The organism is Rhodobacter flavimaris, assembly GCF_021378075.1.
GTDB lineage: Bacteria > Pseudomonadota > Alphaproteobacteria > Rhodobacterales > Rhodobacteraceae > Rhodobacter > Rhodobacter flavimaris.
Genome location: NZ_JAJUOS010000005.1, coordinates 142,183 through 157,304, shown reverse-complemented (window position 1 = coordinate 157,304; position 15,122 = coordinate 142,183). Strand labels below are relative to the sequence as shown.

The window sequence follows — 15,122 nt, the reverse complement described above, 5'->3', positions numbered from 1 at the left end:
CTTGCGCAAATATGCGATTTTCACCCGCTTGGGGGCTGGACAGAAACGCGAAGCGATCGCAGGATTGAGGCATGATGTCTGAACCCGGAAAGCAAATCGAGATTGAGGACGTGCTGTCGTCCATCCGCCGCTTGCTGTCGCAGGACAATTCGGCTGCTGCGCCGGTCAAGGCCGTGGTGCGACCGGTTCCCGTGCCCGAACCCGCGCCGGAGCCGGTTGCCGAAGCAGCGCCCGAGGTCGAGGCTGCCTCCGACGCGGCGGGTGATGTTGATCTGCTTCTCCTGACGCCCGCGCAGCGGATCGCGCCTGCACCGGAAGCGCCGCTGGTGCTCGAGACGCCGCTGGTCGTGCCCGAGGATCTGGGCGAAGAACTCAGCCGCCTGGAAAGCAGCCTCGCGCAGATGCAGGCCGCAGTTGCCGAAAACGGGGGCGAGTTCGAGCCCGAAGAGGGTGATCCCTTCGAGGCCGATGGCGACGAGCTGGCCGAGCTGGTGGCGGGGGACGTGGCGCCTGAGCCGCCCTTCGACGAGGACCAGTCCGACAGCCTGTTTGCCGACGAAATGGCGATTGCCAGCTCGATTGACGAAGACGCGTTGCGCGATCTGGTGACCGAGATTATCCGGCAGGAATTGCAGGGCGCGCTCGGCGAGCGCATCACGCGCAATGTCCGCAAGCTTGTCCGGCGCGAGATCCAGCGCGTCCTGGTCAGCCGCGACTTCGAATAACGCTATCCACTTAAATGCAAAAGGCGCGCCAGCCGGGCGCGCCTTTTGCATTTGGGGAGGTCTTGTGACTCAGGCGGCTTCCGCCTCGTCCGCGGCCATGCGGCGTTCGCTTTCCTCGCGCGACAGCGCGACCGAAGTGCGCACGCCCTTTGCGACGAATTCCATCAGGCCCTTCACCACGCGCTCGTTCGGGTCGATCCCGGCGCAGGACAGCACTTCCCGACCGTCGCGCGAACGCGCCCACCGGGCGATCTGCTCGGGGCCATTCCCGTATTTCTTGTCATCGGCAATCGCATCGTCGAGCGCCGCCAGCACCACGGCCGCGAAGAGTTTGCGGGCGCGTTGGCCTTGCTCGTAGTTGAATGCGGAGCCGTCAACGAAATCGCGCATTATTTCGTCCTTTGTTATTGCTCTTACGTTTCCTGGCGTGCGGGTCATCTAGGGCGGATGGGTCCCGATTCGATACAGCCCCTAAGGTATGGCTGCCATGCATTTTTTGCATGGTGGTTACCGTATTTAGTCGAGTCCGCTTTCGGCGACCGGCCATATATATGCACCCAGCCAAACCGATCAAGCTTTTCTTCAATGAAAAAAGGTATCTGAAGGTCGTATGACGCTGCGGCGCAGAGGAGGCCGCCACCCAAGGCGCTCAAAGGTGTGAACTTGTCGATCCATGCTTTGGGTGCATGGCTAACGCATTCGTGAACGCTAACGGCGCCGTGGCTAGGCCTACTCGCGCCAGATCCGGGCGGCGTCGGCCAGCATTTCTCCGTCCGCGCGGTCGAGGCGCAGATGGGCGATGGCGTGGCCACCCGATTGGGTGAAAAGCGTGCCGACCACGCGCCCATCGGCAGTGATCTCGGTGCCCACGGGCGCGGCACCCTCGATGCGCACGGATGCAAGGCCCTTGCGCAGCTCGGTCTTGTGCTTCATCCGCGCGGTGACTTCCTGACCAACGTAGCAACCCTTGCGGAAATCGACGCCGTGCAGGCGCTCGAACCCGGCCTCAAGGATATAGGTCTCGGGGGTCAGTTCGATCCCGGTCTCGGGGATGCAATGGGCGACGCGGATCGCATCGAAATCGGTGCCGTCATCGCCCGCGCGCTCGCCGTAAAGCCGCCAGCCTAAGGCGGGATGTCGCGGGTCTTCCACAGCGCCGTCGGGCGCGGGCCCAGTGCCGTGAAATACCTTGCGCGCCGAGCGAGCGATCTGCACATCCGCGCGCAGCTTGTACATCGAAAGACGGCGCACCGTTGCCTCGGCAATTGTCGCGTCGATATCGAGAAGGATCGTCTCGCCCCTCGGCACTAGCAGGAAATCGGCCAGATACTTGCCCTGCGGCGTCAGCAGCGCAGCATAGACCGGCCCCTGAGCCAGCTGGCGGATGTCATTGCTGACCAGCCCTTGCAGGAAATGTTCCCGGTCATTGCCGGTAATCTCGTAGATCGCGCGTTCGCCCATGGTGCCTCCTACCCCCGATATAGGGGGCGCGTCTTACTCGACCAGTTGCATCCGGCACAGGCCCGCATAGGTGCCGCCTTTGGCGAGCAGCTCGTCATGCGTGCCTTCCTCGACGACCTGGCCCGCCACGATGACCACGATCTTGTCGGCGGTGCGCACGGTCGAGAGCCTGTGCGCGATGACCAGCGTCGTGCGCCCCTGCGCCAGCCCGTCGAGCGCTTGCGAGACTTTCGCCTCGGATGCGGTGTCGAGCGCCGAGGTCGCCTCGTCCAGAAGCAGGATCGGCGCGTTGCGCAGCACAGCGCGGGCGATGGCCACGCGCTGGCGCTGCCCGCCCGACAGCGCCGAGCCGCGCGGCCCGGCGGGGGTGTCGATGCCCGCGGGCAGGGCCGAGGTGAACTCGGTCACATAGGCGGCGTTCAGCGCCTCTTGCAGACGGTCGTCGGGCACGTCGGTGCGGCCTAGCAGGATGTTTTCACGGATCGTCTCATCGAACAGCGCGGCCTCTTGCGCCACGGTCGAGAACATCCCGCGCAGCGCCGCCAGATCGAGCGTGCGGATATCGACGTCGCCAATGGTGATGCGCCCCTCATCGGGGTCGATCAGCCGGGTGAGCAGCGCAAAGACCGTGCTTTTGCCCGCACCCGAGGGGCCGACTAAAGCCGTGGTCTTGCCTGCCTCGGCGGTAAAGCTCAGCCCGCGCAGAACGGGCGTGCTGTCATAGGCCATGCGCAGATCTTCAAGTCGGATCTCGGTTGTCTGGGGCAGGGCGGCGGGTTCGGCGGGGCTGGTGATCGAGGGCGGCGTGTCGAACAGCCGGTAAAGCCGCTCAAGGCTAGCCGCCGCCGCCTGCCAGGTGCCCGCAAGGCCACCGAGACGGCGCATCGGCTGGAAGGCCAGCGCCATCGCGGTGAAGAAGGACATGAACTCGCCCACGGTGCGCTCACCGGCGATGATCTGGCGCCCGCCAAGCACCAGAACGGCGAAGAAGCCAAAGCCCGTGATGATATCGACCAGCGCCGGGATCAGCGATTGCGACGCCGCCATCTTGACCTGTGCGCGGCGGATGATGGCAACAAGGCGCTCGAACCGGCCGGCCTGGTAGTCTTCCATCCGGTTCAGCTTGACCGCGTTGATGCCGTGGAAGACCTCGTCGAGCCGCGTCGCGCGCAGCCCCGAATTGTGCCGCATCTGGCCGGTCTTGCGACGAATGTAGCGCTGCGCCATCACCGTGGGCAACACCAGAAGCGGCGCGCCGATCAGCGCGGCCAGGGTCCAGACCGGGTCGATCGAGACCGCCACGCCAAAGAGCGACAGCAGCGCAATGGCATCCCGCCCCGCTCCGGTGATGAAGACCGACCACACGCCCTGCACGGCGGTGGTATCGCCCTGCACACGCTCGATCAGCGCGCCGGGCGGGTTGTGCTGGAAGAACCGCTGGTCGAGCGTCAGGATATGCCGCAAGAGGTCGGTCTGCATCTCGGTCGAGGTGCCAAGGGCGATGCTCGACATCAAGGTGCGCGAGGCGACCGAGGTGACTGCGCGCACGACGAACAGACCCATGATCGCGCCGCCCACCCACCAGATCAGGTTGGCCTGACCGGCGACGAAGACGCGGTCGAACAGGGGCTCCAGCATCCAGCTGAGCGCGCCGAGGGTCGAGCCTTCGACGATCATCAGCAGCAGCGCCAGCGCCATCTTGGGCCAGTGGCGGCGCAGGTAGCCTGTCCACAGCCGGGCAAAGAGGGCGCGCGAGGAATAGGGGTCGGTGCTCTTGGCCAAGGCAAGCCTGTCGTTTGAGGGCGCGAAAGGCGCGCGTTTCACGCGGTCTAGCGCGAAACTGCCCCCGCGGGCAAGCAAGCCGCGCAAGGCCGCTGCCCGCTGCCGGGCGTTGACCGCGCCCGCGCCGTTCTTTACCGCTTGGTCCATCAGCCCACGGAGACCCCACATGAGCCTCGCCCACGGCCGCCCCTACCTGGCCATCCCCGGTCCCTCGACGATGCCCGACCGCGTGCTGCGCGCCATGCACCGCGCCGCGCCGAATATCTACGAGGGCGAGATCGTGGACCTTACCGCGACCGTGCTGGCCGACCTGCGCCGCGTGGCGCTGAGCAGCTCGCATGTAGCGATCTACATGTCGAACGGCCATGGCGCCTGGGAGGCCGCGATCGCCAACATGTTCTCGAAGGGCGATAAGGCGCTGTTGCTGGCCACCGGGCGCTTTGGCATCTCCTGGGCGGAACATGCGCGCGGCATGGGGGTGGAGGTCGAGATGATCGACTTTGGCCGCCGCACGCCCGCCGACCCCGCCCGGCTGGAGGCTGCGCTGCGCGCCGATACCGAGCGGCGCATCAAGGCGGTGCTGGTGACCCATGTCGATACCGCCTCGAGCCTGCGCAACGATATTGCCGCGATGCGTGCGGCGATCGACGCGGTTGGGCATCCCGCACTGCTAGCGGTGGATTGCATCGCCTCGCTGGCCTGTGACGAGTTCCGCTTCGACGACTGGGGCGTCGATGTGATGGTTGCGGCCAGCCAGAAGGGGTTAATGGTGCCGCCGGGTCTGGGCTTCGTCTGGGTCTCCGACAAGGCGGTGGCGGCCAGCAAGGGGTCAGACCTTGCGACGCCTTACTGGAACTGGCACCCGCGCATTTTCGCCGAGGCCTATTACCTGCATTTCGCCGGCACCGCGCCGACCCATCACCTTTATGGCCTGGCCGAGTCGCTCAAGATGCTGCTCGACGAAGAAGGCCTGCCGCAGGTCTGGGCGCGCCACGCGGCACTCGCCCGCTCGGTCTGGGCGGCCTTCGATGCCTGGGGGCAGGGTGGCGATTTCCGTCTCAACATCGTCGATCCCGCAGCGCGCTCGCATGCGGTGACGGCGGCGCGTATCGGTAATGGCGGTGCCGACCGGCTGCGCGCCTGGTGCGAACGCGAGGCGGGCGTGACCCTCGGCATCGGTCTTGGCATGTCCGAGCCGGGCGCACCCGATGAGGGCGATTACCTGCGCGTGGCCCATATGGGCCATGTGAACGCGCATATGACGCTCGGCGCGCTGGCGGTGATGGAAACGGGGCTTCAGGCGCTGTCGATCCCGCATGGCAAGGGCGGGATCGCGGCGGCCGCGGCGGCCCTGGCCGCTACGGTGAAATAACGGCGCGCGGCGGGACCCCGCCGCGGCCAGAACCCCCGCCGCCACCGAGGCGGGGGCTTTCCTTGATCTGGTTATTGCTGGCCGTTCTTTTCCAGCCACTCGACCATCCAGGCGATCTCGGCTTCCTGCGCGGCGATGATCTCCTGCGCAAGCTTGCGCACTTCCGGGTCGTCGCCGTATTCGCTGACGATCTGGGCCATCTCGACGGCGCCCTCATGGTGCGGGATCATCGAGCGCACGAAATCCACATCCGCATCGCCGGTCAGCGGCACGGCCATATCGGCATGCATCTTGGCATTTGCCGCGAGATAGGCCGCGGTCGAGGGTGCCGCGTCGGCGGTAGCCGCCGCGCTTTCCATCGTATGCCCGGTATGGCTTTCCTGCGCATAGGCACCAAAGGCCAGCGCGAAGGCCAGCGGGCTCAGAATGGCGATACGGCGGGCGCGACTGATTCTGCTCATTTTCATCTCCTGTACGCTTTGGCAGGACGGTGCTTGCGCGGGGCGCTCCGCGCAAATCACCAAGCAGAGAGGGGAGCGTGATCGGCTTTAACGCGCCTGTGCCGCGCGGGCGCGGGCCAATGCGCCGGGCAGGGCGGCGGCGATGGCTGCCATCTCGGCCTCGGGTCCGCATGAGACCCGAATGCAGCGATCAAGCGGTGCCACGCCGGGCATCCGGGCGAAGATGTCCGCCGCTGTCAGCTCGGCTAGAACTGCACGGGCAAAGGCCCCGTCGGCGCCGCAGTCGATGGCTACGAAATTGGTGGCCGAGGGCAGGGGCGTCAGGCCATTGTCGCGCGCAATCTCCGCGATCCGATCGCGTGAGGCAGCCACGAGGCGGCGCATGAAGGCCTGCCAGGTGCGATCCTGCAAAGCCGCAAGCGCGCCCGCCTGGCTGATCCGGCACATGCCGAAATGGTTGCGGATCTTGTCGAAGGCCGCAATCAGCGGCGCCGCGCCAATGGCATAACCCACCCGCGCGCCCGCCATGCCATGCGCTTTCGAGAAGGTGCGCATCCGGATCACGCGCGGATCGTCGGGGGCAATGGGCGCCTCGGTGCCTTCGGGGGCAAGCTCGACATAGGCCTCGTCAAGGATCAGCAGGCTGCCTTCGGGCACGCGCTCGACCATCCGCGCAATGGCCTCGCCGGGGTGGTGGGAGGCCATCGGGTTGTCGGGATTGGCGATATAGATCAGCTTGGGCGCAACCTCGGCGGCCTTGGCGAGCAGCGCCTCGGGGTCCTCGCGGTCGTCGCGGTAGGGCACCTTGTGCAGCACGCCGCCAAAGCCCGCGACATGGTAGTTGAACGTCGGATAGGCGCCGTCCGAGGTCACCACCGTATCGCCCGGCTCGATCACCAGCCGCACAAGGTAGCCTAGCAACCCGTCGATCCCTTCGCCCACCACGATATTCTCGGGGCGGCAGCCGTGATGCGCGGCCAGCGCCGCTTTCAGGTCGTGGTTCTCGGGGTCGCCGTATTTCCACGCGTCGCCTGCCGCCGCCGCCATGGCCGCAATCGCCCGCGGCGAGGGGCCGAAGCCGTTTTCATTCGCGCCAAGCCGCGCCGCGAAGGGGCGGCCGCGCAGGCGCTCCTGCGTCTCGGGGCCGACGAAGGGCACGGTCGAGGGCAGCGAGGCGATCAGCGGGGTGAAGCGAGGTCCGGTCATGGCAAATTGCTACGGGCAAAGCCGAAACCCGGCAAGGGAATTTCGTTGCGTCACCAATGGTCGCACCCATCTCGCGCCCACGCGGGCGGCCCTTATATTGGGGTCAAAGAGGAGGACCCCATGGCCACTGTCACGATCGAAGTTCTGGGCGGCATCGCCTATGTCTCGCTCTCGCGTCCCGAAAAGATGAACGCCGTCACCTTCGACATGATCGAAGAGATGATCGCGGCAGGCGAGGAACTGGCTGCAATGCCCGACCTGCGTGCTGTGGTGCTGGTAGGCGAGGGGCGGGCGTTCTGCGCCGGGCTTGATGTGTCGAACTTCGCGCGCCTCGCCATGGGCGGCGCCGAAGAGCTGATCATGCCCCGCAGCCATGGCGAGGCGAACCGCTTCCAGCAATTCTCGCTGATCTGGCGCGCGCTGCCGGTGCCGGTGATCGCCGCGCTGCATGGTGTGGTCTTTGGCGCGGGCTTCCAGCTGGCCATGGGCGCAGACATTCGCGTGGCCGCACCCGCGACACGCCTCTCGATCATGGAAATGAAGTGGGGCCTGATCCCCGACATGGGCGGCATGGTCACGCTGCCCGAACTGGTACGCCCCGACGTGCTGCGCCGCCTGACCTATAGCGCCGAAGAGATCGAGGCGCGTCAGGCGCTCGACTGGGGGCTGGTGACCGAACTGGCCGAAGACCCATTCGCCCGCGCCTCACAACTGGCCGAGGCGATTGCCGCGCGCAGCCCCTCGGCCATCCGGGCGGCGAAGCGTCTGATCGCGACGGCCTATAGCGCGCCTGCCGCACAGGTGTTGCTGGCCGAAAGCCGCGAGCAGGTCGATCTGATCGGCAAACCGGACCAGATGGAGGTTGTCGCGGCCAATCTTCAGGGGCGCGCTCCGGCCTTCGCCTGATCACCCCTTGAGAAACTTGCGCCGCGCCTCTTCTGCGATGGCTTGTTTCATCATCAACTCGGAAAGCCGTGACATCGCGGCTTTCGCACCCTCGGTTCCCTTGGCCGCGGCATAGGCCACGCGGGCCGCCTCGACCTGTTTCTTGAGGACAATCTCCTCTGGCAGCACACCCGCCGCCGCCATCATGCGAAAGCCCACGGCCTCGCCCGCCGACAGATGCGCCTCGCCCGAGCGGTCGGGGAGGGGCTTGCCCTCCCCCTCTAGACGTTCAAGCTGGCCTTCGGCACGCGCCTTGAGCATCCGCCGTTCCGCAAGACGCTCAAGCCAGCTTGCCATCAGCCAAGCTCCGCCAGGCGCTTGACTGCGGCGGCGACCTTGGCGGCCTCTTCCTCGCGGGCGGCAAGGTTGTCGCGGGCCTCCTCGATCACCTCTTCCGAGGCGTTCTCGATGAACTTCGGATTGCCCAAGCGGCCCCGCAGCGCGCCAGCCTCTTTCTCCAGCTTGGCCAGCGATTTCTCGAGCCGCGCCTTCTCGGCCTGAATGTCGATCACGCCTTCCAGCGGCAGGCCGAACAGCGCGCCCACGACCGGGATCGAGATCGCCCCCTTCGGGATCGCGGTCTCGGTTACCGAGTCGACGCGCGCAAGACGCAGGATCAGCGCCTCGTTGCGGGCAATGGCGGCGCGGGCGGCCTCGTCGGCCTCGGCCAGAACCATCGGCAGCTTGAGGCCCACCGGCACGCCCATCTGCGTGCGCGACGAGCGGATCGTGTCGATCAGGTCGATGACCCAGTTCATCTCGCGGTCGGCCTCGGCATCGACCAGCTCGGCGCCGTAGCTCGGCCAGTCGCCATGCACCAGCATCTTGGCACGGCCACCTTCCGGCGCGGTCAGCTCCCACAGCTCTTCGGTGATGAAGGGCATGATCGGGTGCAGCATGGTGTAGCACTGCTCAAGCACCCAACGCATGGTCACGCGAGTTTCCTCGGCCTGCTCTCCGTCAAAAAGCGGCTTCGCGAATTCGACATACCAGTCGCAGACCTTGCCCCAGACAAAGCCGTAAAGCGCCTGCGCCGCGTCGTTGAAGCGATAGGCCGCGAAGGCCGCATCGACGGTTTCGCGCACCTTGGCGGTTTCGCCGATGATCCAGCGGTTCACGGTATGCGTGGGCTGCGGGATGCCGGCCGGGGCCGGGCCTTCGAAGACGCCGTTCATCTCGGCAAAGCGGGTCGCGTTCCAGATCTTGGTGCCAAAGTTGCGATAACCCGCGATTCGGTCCTTCGAGAGCTTGAGCACCCCACCAAGCGCCGCCATCGCAGTATTGGTAAAGCGCAGCGCGTCGGCGCCGTATTCGTCGATGATCTCGAGCGGGTCGATCACGTTACCCGCCGTCTTCGACATCTTCTTGCCCTTCTCGTCGCGGACAAGCTGATGCAAGTAAACGGTGTGGAACGGGATCTGATCGACCACGGCCAGCTGCATCATCATCATCCGGGCGACCCAGAAGAACAGGATGTCGAAACCGGTCACCAGCACATCGGTCGGGAAGTATTTCGAGGTGCTCTGATCCCAGTTCGGCCAGCCAAGTGTACCGATCGGCCAAAGACCCGAGGAGAACCAGGTGTCGAGCACGTCCGGGTCGCGCCAAACCGGATAGACCAGATGCGTCGGGTCCTGGCTTACGGCGTAATCCGCCAGGCTTGATGCCAGGGCCTCGATTGCGGCCTGTTTGTCGGCCACCTCAATCATGCGCGCATGGTTGAGCGGGGTCGGAATGTCGGCAATGTCGTCGCGGAACATCTCGACCACGTCGCCGAAACCGGCGGCGCAGTGGTAGACGTCATTGCGGTGAAGCATTCCGCCTTCCTGCAACAGGCGGCCCAGTTCCACCTCATCGAGCGCGCCGTCGCCCTCATCATCCTTGAAACCCGGCGCCGACAGGTCGAGCCCATACCACACTGGAATCTGGTGCCCCCACCAGAGCTGGCGCGAGATGCACCAGGGCTCGATGTTCTCCAGCCAGTGGTAATAGGTCTTCTCGCCAGCCTCGGGCAGGATCACCGTATCGCCATTGCGCACCGCGTCCAGTGCCTTGCCCACGATCTTCTCGGCATCGACATACCACTGGTCGGTCAGCATCGGCTCGATAACCACCTTCGAGCGGTCGCCGAAGGGCTGCATGATCGGCTTGGCCTCGACCAGTGCCACAAGGCTGGTTTCCTCGTCGCGCTCGTCGCCGCCTTCCTCGCTGTCAACCGGCGGCTTACCCGCCGCCTTGCCAAGGCGCGGATCGGTGGCGGGCACCATCACGGCCAGACCTTCGCGGGTGATCGCCTCGACCACGGCCTTGCGGGCCTCGAAACGGTCAAGGCCGCGCAGCTCCTCGGGCACCAGGTTCAGCGTATCGACCTCTGCCTCGGTGAACGTGGCCCCGCGCGAGATTTCCATCGCCCGGGTCGCGCAGTCCTCATAGCTCGCGCCATCCGCACGCATCTGCCCGCGCGTGTCCATCAGCCGGTAAAGCGGCAGGCCCGCGCGCTTGGCCACCTGGTAGTCGTTGAAGTCATGCGCGCCGGTGATCTTCACCGCACCCGAGCCGAAGGTCGGATCGGGGTATTCGTCGGTGATGATCGGGATCAGGCGGCGATGCTCCTTCGGACCCACGGGGATCTCGCACAGCATCCCCACGATCGGCGCATAACGCGCGTCCGAGGGATGCACCGCCACCGCGCCATCGCCCAGCATCGTCTCGGGGCGGGTCGTGGCGATCGAGATATAGTCGCGCTCTTCGGTAAAGAGCACGTTCCCCTCGGCGTCCTTCTCGACATAGGTATAGGTCGCCCCACCCGCGAGCGGGTATTTGAAGTGCCACATGTGACCGGCAACTTCGATGTTCTCGACCTCAAGGTCCGAGATCGCGGTCTCGAAATGGGGGTCCCAGTTCACCAGCCGCTTGCCGCGGTAGATGAGCCCCTTGTTGTACATGTCCACGAAGACCTTAATCACCGCGTCATGGAAATTGCCCTCTTCGCCCTCGGGTGCGTTCGGGGCGCCCGACATGGTGAAGGCGTTGCGCGACCAGTCGCAGGACGACCCGAGCCGCTTGAGCTGGTTGATGATCGTCTGGCCGTATTTGCCCTTCCATTCCCAGACCTTGCCCAGAAACTCCTCGCGGCTGAAATCGGTGCGCTTCTGCCCCGATTTCGCCAGCTCGCGCTCGACCATCAGCTGCGTCGCGATACCGGCGTGGTCCTGCCCGGGCTGCCAGAGCGTGTCATAGCCGCGCATCCGGTGCCAGCGGACCAGGATGTCCTGGATGGTGTTGTTGAACGCATGGCCCACATGCAGCGCACCGGTGACGTTCGGCGGCGGGATCATGATGCAGAAAGTTTCCTCACGCGAGGCATTGGCCCCCGCCTTGAAGGCCCCCGCCTCTTCCCATTTCGCATAGATCCGCGGCTCGGCCTCGCGCGCATCGAAGGTCTTTTCCATCGTCATCGGTCACGTCCTCATTCGGCTTGAGGCTCTTTAGCGCGCAGGCCAGACAAGGAAAAGCCTTTCCCGCATGGGCCAAGCGCCCGGCGCCCCTTCAATGTGGTGAAAATACCCCGCGGGGGTCCGGGGGCGCGAAGCCCCCGGCCGTGCCCTCAGACCGCGCGGTCAAGCTTGGTCGACAGATGGATCAGGCTCTCGGTGCCTTGCACCCCCGGAATAGCCCCGATGTCGTCGAGCACCTTGTCCAGCTGCTGGGTCGAACTCACCGCCAGTTGCAGCAACAGGTCGACCCGCCCAGAGGTGGTCAGGACGCGCTCGACCTCGGGGATGGATTTCAGGCGGCTCAGGATTGCGGCCTGGGCGCGGGGCTCGATCTCCAGCAGGGCGCTGGCGCGCAGACGTCCCGCCCGCGCGGCCTCGCCCAGCTTGACGGTATAGCCCGCGATCACGCCGCTCGTCTCCAGTCGCTCCAGCCGCGCCTGCACCGTCGAGCGCGCCACCTTCAACCGCCGCGCCAGCGTTGATAGCGACATCCGCGCATCCGAGGACAGCTGCCCGATAATCGCCTGATCCAGCTCATCCATCATCTGCACCTGAAAACATGACCGAAAGTTTCGTCATTATAACGAGATTTTCCGGCAAATATACCCATTTGATCGGTGAGATTGTACAGCATCTGCCGCAGCATAAAAGGAACAGGACGAGGGCGGATCGAACGCACCCTCCTGGGCTTGATTGAAACGCGTAGGCGCCCTCCGACCCGATCAGGGGCAGAAGAAGGCGGCCGCTCATTGGGTAAGGGAGAAACCAATGGGACTGACGAACACGATCTGGGCAAATCCTGCCGAGGTCATCCGGCTCAAGCGGCCGGACCATCCGGTGTTGGTTTTCGCACCGGCCGCGCTGCAGGCGACTGCCCGGCGCTTTATCAAGGGTTTTCCGGGGGTCGTGACCTATGCGGTCAAATCGAACCCCGACGAGATGGTGATCCAGAACCTCGCCGCGGCGGGGGTGACGGGCTTCGACGTGGCCTCGCCATGGGAGATCGACCTCGTTCGTCGCCTCGCACCCAGTGCGGCGCTGCATTACCACAACCCGGTGCGCGGCCGCGACGAGATCGCCCATGCCGTCGCCGCCGGGGTCAAGACCTGGTCGGTCGATTCCGTCTCGGAACTCGACAAGCTGATCGCCATGGTGCCGACCGCGGGCTGCGAGATCTCGGTGCGCTTCAAGCTGCCGGTCGAGGGCGCAGCCTATAACTTCGGCGCCAAGTTCGGCGCAACCGCCGATGTCGCGGCGCTTCTGCTGCGCCGTGCGGCGGCGGCGGGCTTCATCCCCTCGCTAACGTTCCACCCCGGCACGCAATGCACCGATCCGATGGCCTGGGACACCTATATCCGCGCCGCCGCGACGATCTGCGCCGAGGCGGGCGTCAAGGCGCACCGGCTGAACGTCGGCGGCGGCTTCCCCAGCCATCGCCAGCAGGCGCTGTCCCCTGCGCTCGAAGACATCTTCGCCCTGATCGACCGTGTCGCGACCGAGGCCTTCGGCGCCGACCGCCCGATCCTGGTTTGCGAGCCGGGCCGTGGCATGGTGGCCGAGTCCTTCAGCCTGATCGCCCGCGTCAAGGCGCTGCGCGACGAGGCGCATGTCTTCCTCAATGACGGCGTTTACGGCAACCTCACGGAGATGCCGCAGATCGGCAATATCGACCGCATAGCTGTCCACGCCCCCGATGGCCGCCCGCGCACCGCCGCGCTGATCCGCCGCGTCGTCTTCGGGCCGACCTGCGACTCGCTCGACCGGCTTCCGGGCGAGCTGCCGCTGCCCGGCGATCTGGCCGAGGGCGATTACCTCGTTTTCAGGGGGATGGGCGCCTACAGCACCGCCACGAACACGCGCTTCAACGGCTTTGGTCAGTGTGAGATCGAAACCGCCCTGTCGCTGGTCGGCTAAGTCTAATCACTACATCGTAAATGACCTGCAATGGACCTTGCCCTATAGTAAAGGGTAAGGTCCTTTCAATTTGGTCGGTGGGATGTCCGAAAGCGTGCTCAGTCGGAAAGCGGTGTGCTCATGCGGGGCGTGATCGAGCACATCTTTTCCGCGTTCCGGCGCCGTGGCACAGCCGAGCCCGCGGCGACGCCGCAGGCCCATGGGCGCGAGCCTGTCGATCACGTGATCCTGCTTGATGGCACGATGGGCACGCTCAACCCCGAGCGCATCACCTCGGTCGGCATTCTCTACCGCTTCCTGCGCCGCTCGAACCCGCGGCTGTCGCTTTATTATGGCAAGGGCCTGCAATGGCGCGAGTGGCGCGAGTTGCGCGATGTCTGGCTGGGGTGGGGGGTAAACTGGCAGATCCTGCGCGCCTATGGCTGGCTTGCGATGCGCTACCGGCCCGGCGACCGGATCTTTCTGCTGGGCTATTCGCGCGGCGGCTTTGCCGTGCGTTCGCTGGCCGGGCTGATCGACCGCGTGGGCCTGCTGCGCAGCGATCACGCGACCGAGCGCAACGTCCATCTTGCCTGGCGGTATTATGAAGCCGCCACCCCGCCCCGCGTCGCGCCCGTCTTTCGGCGCAAGTTCTGCCACTCCGACACGCATATCGAGATGGTTGGCGTGTTCGACACGGTCATGGCGCTTGGGATACAGGTTCCGTTCCTGTGGGTGCTGAGCGAACCGCGCTACCGCTTTCACGACCACAACCTCGGCCCCTCGGTCAATCACGGCTACCAGGCGCTTGCGCTGGATGAGACGCGCTCGGTGCTGGAACCCCTGATCTGGGGCACCGAGGAAAGCGGCGCCGACCGGATCGAGCAGGTCTGGTTCCGTGGCAGCCACGGCGATATCGGCGGGCAGCTTAACGGCTTCGAGGCAGCGCGGCCGCTGGCCAATATCCCGCTCGTGTGGATGCTTGAGCGCGCCGAGGCGCTGGGCCTGACGCTGCCCTCGGGCTGGCAAGAGGAATTCCCGACCGATCCGCAGGCCCCGTCAGTCGGGTCGTGGCGCAGCTGGGGGCGGTTCTTCCTGTTCCGTGCACCGCGCGTCGTGGGCCGCGACCCGTCCGAGCGTATCCACGAAAGCGCCGTCGGATCGCAGCGAAACTGGCGCACGATCCTGTTGCCCTCGGTCCTGCGCCGCCGCTCCGACGGATCAGATCGGGTCGCCCATGATGAAGCAGGTGGTCGAACCGGTGGCGTAGAGCTTGCCGTCAGCGACGCCGCGGATCTCGCCCCGGGCGACTCCGGTTGAACGACCGATGTGCATCAGTTCTCCGATGCCGACGATCTCGGCGCCGATGGGGATCGCGCGCAGCATGTTGACCTTGTATTCGAGCGTGGTCTGATACTGCCCGCGCGGCAGGCCGGTGATGATGGCGCAGGTCATGCAGGTGTCCATGATCACCCCATACCAGCCGCCATGCACCCCGCCGAAAGCGTTCGAATGCTGGAGAAGCGGCGTGCCGGTCACCTCGACGCGGCCTTTCTCGACCGCGCTGATCCGGTAGTTTGCACTGCGCGCGAAGGTCGTGGTGGGCACCTCGCCCGCCATCATCTTGCGCATGTATTCGAGGCCCGAGACCTCGCGGATCGCCTCGATCGACAGGAAATCGGCGGGGTCTTCGGCAAACAGCGGATCGGTCATGTGGTTCTCCCTTTGCCGCAGGGTAACCTGCGGGCGGACAGCGAAAAGGGGGCCGAAGCCCCCTTGC

The 15,122-nt window shown here is 65.7% G+C and carries 14 protein-coding genes; 5 read left to right on the top strand and 9 right to left on the bottom strand.

Annotated features, from left to right (window positions below):
• The first annotated feature begins 71 nt into the window (after positions 1-71).
• Positions 72-725, top strand: coding sequence for a hypothetical protein (locus LZA78_RS08555; RefSeq protein WP_233676513.1), 654 nt, complete (start codon positions 72-74; stop codon positions 723-725).
• Between the two features lie 69 nt (positions 726-794).
• Here the strand turns inward: LZA78_RS08555 and LZA78_RS08550 are convergent, their stop codons facing one another.
• The 3 genes from LZA78_RS08550 to LZA78_RS08540 form a co-directional block, all read right to left on the bottom strand.
• Positions 795-1,115 (bottom strand): DUF6280 family protein, encoded by a 321-nt coding sequence (locus LZA78_RS08550; RefSeq protein ID WP_218630633.1) that lies wholly within the window; start codon positions 1,113-1,115, stop codon positions 795-797.
• 339 nt (positions 1,116-1,454) lie between these two features.
• Positions 1,455-2,186 carry a CAF17-like 4Fe-4S cluster assembly/insertion protein YgfZ gene (gene ygfZ / locus LZA78_RS08545; RefSeq protein ID WP_233676512.1) on the bottom strand — a complete coding sequence of 244 codons (732 nt, stop codon included), beginning with the start codon at positions 2,184-2,186 and terminating at the stop codon, positions 1,455-1,457.
• A gap of 33 nt (positions 2,187-2,219) precedes the next feature.
• Positions 2,220-3,884 carry an ABC transporter ATP-binding protein gene (locus LZA78_RS08540; RefSeq protein WP_233676589.1) on the bottom strand — a complete coding sequence of 555 codons (1,665 nt, stop codon included), beginning with the start codon at positions 3,882-3,884 and terminating at the stop codon, positions 2,220-2,222.
• A 250-nt stretch (positions 3,885-4,134) separates the two neighbouring features.
• On the opposite strand from LZA78_RS08540, the gene LZA78_RS08535 reads away from it, so the two are divergent.
• Positions 4,135-5,340, top strand: coding sequence for a pyridoxal-phosphate-dependent aminotransferase family protein (locus tag LZA78_RS08535; RefSeq protein WP_233676511.1), 1,206 nt, complete (start codon positions 4,135-4,137; stop codon positions 5,338-5,340).
• 71 nt (positions 5,341-5,411) lie between these two features.
• Here the strand turns inward: LZA78_RS08535 and copM are convergent, their stop codons facing one another.
• Together copM and LZA78_RS08525 are read right to left on the bottom strand one after the other, a co-directional pair.
• On the bottom strand, positions 5,412-5,801 hold the full coding sequence (gene copM / locus LZA78_RS08530) for a CopM family metallochaperone (RefSeq protein WP_233676510.1): 390 nt from the start codon (positions 5,799-5,801) through the stop codon (positions 5,412-5,414).
• Positions 5,802-5,888: 87 nt separating this feature from the next.
• Positions 5,889-7,007: a pyridoxal phosphate-dependent aminotransferase gene (locus tag LZA78_RS08525; RefSeq protein ID WP_233676509.1), complete on the bottom strand. Its 1,119-nt coding sequence runs from the start codon at positions 7,005-7,007 to the stop codon at positions 5,889-5,891.
• A gap of 120 nt (positions 7,008-7,127) precedes the next feature.
• On the opposite strand from LZA78_RS08525, the gene LZA78_RS08520 reads away from it, so the two are divergent.
• On the top strand, positions 7,128-7,913 hold the full coding sequence (locus LZA78_RS08520; protein ID WP_233676508.1) for a crotonase/enoyl-CoA hydratase family protein: 786 nt from the start codon (positions 7,128-7,130) through the stop codon (positions 7,911-7,913).
• Here the strand turns inward: LZA78_RS08520 and LZA78_RS08515 are convergent, their stop codons facing one another.
• The 3 genes from LZA78_RS08515 to LZA78_RS08505 form a co-directional block, all read right to left on the bottom strand.
• The gene (locus LZA78_RS08515; protein ID WP_233676507.1) at positions 7,914-8,249 is read right to left on the bottom strand and encodes a DnaJ family domain-containing protein; all 336 of its coding nucleotides are present in this window, start codon (positions 8,247-8,249) and stop codon (positions 7,914-7,916) included.
• Positions 8,249-11,410 carry a valine--tRNA ligase gene (locus tag LZA78_RS08510; RefSeq protein ID WP_233676506.1) on the bottom strand — a complete coding sequence of 1,054 codons (3,162 nt, stop codon included), beginning with the start codon at positions 11,408-11,410 and terminating at the stop codon, positions 8,249-8,251. Before LZA78_RS08510 ends, LZA78_RS08515 begins: the two co-directional genes overlap by 1 nt.
• A 149-nt stretch (positions 11,411-11,559) precedes the next feature.
• Positions 11,560-11,991, bottom strand: coding sequence for an Lrp/AsnC family transcriptional regulator (locus LZA78_RS08505; protein ID WP_233676588.1), 432 nt, complete (start codon positions 11,989-11,991; stop codon positions 11,560-11,562).
• Positions 11,992-12,217: 226 nt separating this feature from the next.
• Between LZA78_RS08505 and LZA78_RS08500 the strand changes: the two genes are divergently transcribed.
• On the top strand, positions 12,218-13,363 hold the full coding sequence (locus tag LZA78_RS08500; protein WP_233676505.1) for a type III PLP-dependent enzyme: 1,146 nt from the start codon (positions 12,218-12,220) through the stop codon (positions 13,361-13,363).
• 120 nt (positions 13,364-13,483) lie between these two features.
• Entirely contained in the window at positions 13,484-14,662 is a 1,179-nt protein-coding gene (locus tag LZA78_RS08495; protein WP_233676504.1) for a T6SS phospholipase effector Tle1-like catalytic domain-containing protein, read from the top strand.
• Here LZA78_RS08495 and LZA78_RS08490 read toward each other — a convergent pair.
• On the bottom strand, positions 14,564-15,055 hold the full coding sequence (locus LZA78_RS08490) for a PaaI family thioesterase (RefSeq protein ID WP_233676503.1): 492 nt from the start codon (positions 15,053-15,055) through the stop codon (positions 14,564-14,566). The two genes, LZA78_RS08495 and LZA78_RS08490, sit on opposite strands and share 99 nt — an antisense overlap.
• Positions 15,056-15,122 lie beyond the last annotated feature (67 nt).